Raw genomic sequence first — 3,106 nt, 5'->3', positions numbered from 1 at the left:
CTGGGTGCCAACCCACAGAATATGCCTTCTTAGGCGTGCGGGCGACTGTCGAGCTTCAACTGGCCTCAGGCCGGCCGGGCCCCGCGTGCCCGCGGTAGGCGAATGGCTGTGTCAGCCCAAATCTGTGCCCCGTTCTCTGTTCGCGTGCCACGCCTTAAGAGGCGCGCGATGGGTTTGAGGGGACTGTTCTTTCTGTGAACAGAAAGAACCAAAGAAACTTTAGACGGATGCTTACGCATCCTAAAACTGCCGACGGCCCAATTCTTTATCCTATTCTCTACGCGCGTCAGGAACCACAGCCTCTCAGATTCCGGCAGCCTACACGGCGATCGGGGCCTTGATGCCGGGCCAAGGATCGTAGCCTTCCAAGGAAAAATCTTCGTAAGAAAATCCGAAAATATCTTTGACCTCCGGATTGATGCGCATCGTCGGCAGCGGACGCGGTGTCCGGCTCAGCTGGGTCTCCACCTGTTCCAGATGATTCAGATAGATGTGCGCGTCGCCGAGCGTATGGATGAATTCGCCCGGTTCGAGCCCCGTCACCTGCGCCATCATCAGGGTCAGCAGAGCATACGAGGCGATGTTGAAAGGAACGCCGAGAAACAGGTCGGCCGAACGCTGATAAAGCTGGCACGACAGCCGCCCGTCGGCGACGTAGAACTGGAACAAGGCGTGGCAGGGCGGCAGGGCCATAGTCGGAATGTCGGCCACGTTCCATGCCGAGACGATATGCCGCCGGCTGTCGGGATTGTGCCGCAGCGAATCGACGACCTGAGCGATCTGGTCGATGTGATCGCCCGAAGGGGTCGGCCAGCTCCGCCACTGGTAGCCGTAGACGTGCCCGAGGTCGCCCGTCGCCGGGTCGGCCCACTCGTCCCAGATGGTCACGCCGTTGTCATTGAGGTACTTGATATTGGTGTCGCCGCGAAGGAACCACAGGAGTTCGTGGATGATCGACCGAAGGTGCAGTTTCTTCGTCGTCAGGCACGGAAATCCCTGGCTCAGGTCGAACCGCATCTGATAGCCGAACTGGCTGACAGTGCCAGTTCCGGTGCGGTCGCTCTTGCGCGTGCCGTGGTCGCGCACGTGGCGCAACAGGTCCAGATATTGTTGCATAGGATGTTCGATTCTCTCTCGGTTGCGGTGCAAATTAACGAAATTATCCCGACTCTCAAACCGCTTCGGCCACCACTTCGGCGATGTCGGCCACCCGCACCCGGTCGTTGCCGGCGGCGCGCTGAAGCGATTTCTTGCACTGGGGACAGCTGGTCACGATGGTTTCGGCTCCGGTCGCCGTCAGGTTCTGCACAACGGTCGCTCCGATTCGGGTCTGCGCGGCCGTATCCAGAGTCAGGTTGGCGAGACTCCCGCCGCAGCAGTGCACGCGGTCTTTTTCGCGGCTTTCAGCGTTGGTCAGGGTCGCGACGTGCGAAAGCACGTACCGCGGCTCGGCATAAATCCCGCGCAGCTCGCACGGGTCGTGATAGGCATACGATGCTTGCACGACCGATGTCTTGAGCCGCCCGCCGGCAATCAGTTCGGCGATGTACTGGGTGTGGTGCAGAACGCGTATCCCCATATTTTTCAATTCCTTATACTCCTGCGTAAAGCTCTTGTAGCAGATAGGACAGCCGGTCACAAGGGTCGTAATCCCATGTTTACGGAAGAGTTCGGTATTATACTGCTGCATCTTTTCCGCAGCCGGCAGGTTGCCGCTCAGCCGCATCGGACGGCCACAACACACCCCGCCATTCTTGTCCGCCCACCAGACATCGACACCTGCGGCGGCGAAGATCTTCTCCATCGACCGCATCACGGCGGGGGTCAGCTGGGTCATGCAGCCGGCGAAAAAGCCGACACGACCCTCTCCTTCCGAACGGTCGGCGGCGGAGGCGAGAAATTCGTATCGGGGAGCATCGTACAAAGAACTCTGACGGGCAAAACCTACACGGCTGCTCAACCGCAGCGTTCCCTGGTCGATCCCCACGGGACAGGCTTCGGCGCACCGGCCGCACATCAGACAGGTGTCGGCCACCTGCGGGGTCAGCCGCCCGTACCGCCGGTCGCGCAGGAAATAAGCGGCTTGTATATTATTGATGTTCAAGTCCGAGGCGATGGGACAGGGGTCTAAACAGATCCCGCACCGGGAGCAGGCTTGTATCTGAAAATTGTCGAAGCTGCTCCCTTCGGGTTTCGATTGCACGCGGTAGGCCCGCAGAAATATCAGAGGCACTTCGGTAAAAATGTGCATGTACCGCGAGTAAGGCATGGAGACGAAAAAGAGCCCCAGCACGATGGAGTAGGCCCACCAGGCGGGATACTCCATGGCGGAGAGCAGTCCGGCGGGCAATGCCGAGGCGAGCAGGTCGCCTGTCCCGCCGGTAAAGAAGCTGCCGCTGTCGTGCACGCCGCAGGTGACGGATTCGGCCAGATAACGCAGGGGGAAAATCAGCCACAGCGAGGCGAGGGCAATCCGGTCGAAAGGGGTGTGCCGGGTCGTCCGCCGCATCCCCATCATGCGCGAGTAGACGCGTTTCCCCCACGCCAGCGCCACGCCGCACAGCACGAAGATCAACAGGCAGTCCATCAACAGGGCGTAGTTGAAGTGCCGCACGTAACTGGCGGGCTCTTCGGGGAAAAAGTACCGGAAAAAGACGTGCACGTGGGGCGGATTCACGGGGTCGTGGATGTAGGTGGAGGTCTCTAACTTCCCGACGACGATCAACAGGAACCATCCCAGGGCCAGACTCATGTGCATGAAGCCAAGCATGGGGTTGGTCTTCCATATCTTCCGGTGGATGAGGCACTCCAAAACGACTTCTTTCGTCGCCTTGAGGCTCTTGGCGCTGAAAAAATTCCGCCGGAAAAGGGCTTTGTCTTCTCTCGGCAAGGCTGCAAACCATTTGCCCCACTTCCAAAAAATGGCGCCGAACAACCACACGACGCCGAGGGTAAAGGGTATAACAAAGGGATCGAAAAACCAGGGTGAACCGCCCATAATATGCACTATGTATTTTATCTATTCGTTTATCTGTCTTTGCCCGGGAGGGTACTGTTCTCTTTGTGAACAAAGAGAACCAGAAAAACTTTAGAGGATGCTTACGCA

General features: G+C 58.8%; 2 protein-coding genes. Both read right to left on the bottom strand.

The window, feature by feature from the left end:
• Window positions 1–318: 318 nt before the first annotated feature.
• On the bottom strand, window positions 319–1,116 hold the full coding sequence (locus tag QZ292_RS10140; protein WP_294601186.1) for a thymidylate synthase: 798 nt from the start codon (window positions 1,114–1,116) through the stop codon (window positions 319–321).
• Window positions 1,117–1,171: 55 nt separating this feature from the next.
• Window positions 1,172–2,998 (bottom strand): heterodisulfide reductase-related iron-sulfur binding cluster, encoded by a 1,827-nt coding sequence (locus tag QZ292_RS10135; RefSeq protein ID WP_294601183.1) that lies wholly within the window; start codon window positions 2,996–2,998, stop codon window positions 1,172–1,174.
• Between the last annotated feature and the right edge of the window lie 108 nt (window positions 2,999–3,106).

The organism is uncultured Rikenella sp., assembly GCF_910577125.1.
GTDB lineage: Bacteria > Bacteroidota > Bacteroidia > Bacteroidales > Rikenellaceae > Rikenella.
This window is presented reverse-complemented; position numbering and strand designations above follow the sequence as displayed.

What these genes read in the sequence shown, in the direction of transcription:
- QZ292_RS10135 (WP_294601183.1), bottom strand. Translation starts at nt 2,998, where the DNA reads ATGGGCGGTTCACCCTGGTTTTTCGATCCCTTTGTTATACCCTTTACC.
- QZ292_RS10140 (WP_294601186.1), bottom strand. Translation starts at nt 1,116, where the DNA reads ATGCAACAATATCTGGACCTGTTGCGCCACGTGCGCGACCACGGCACG.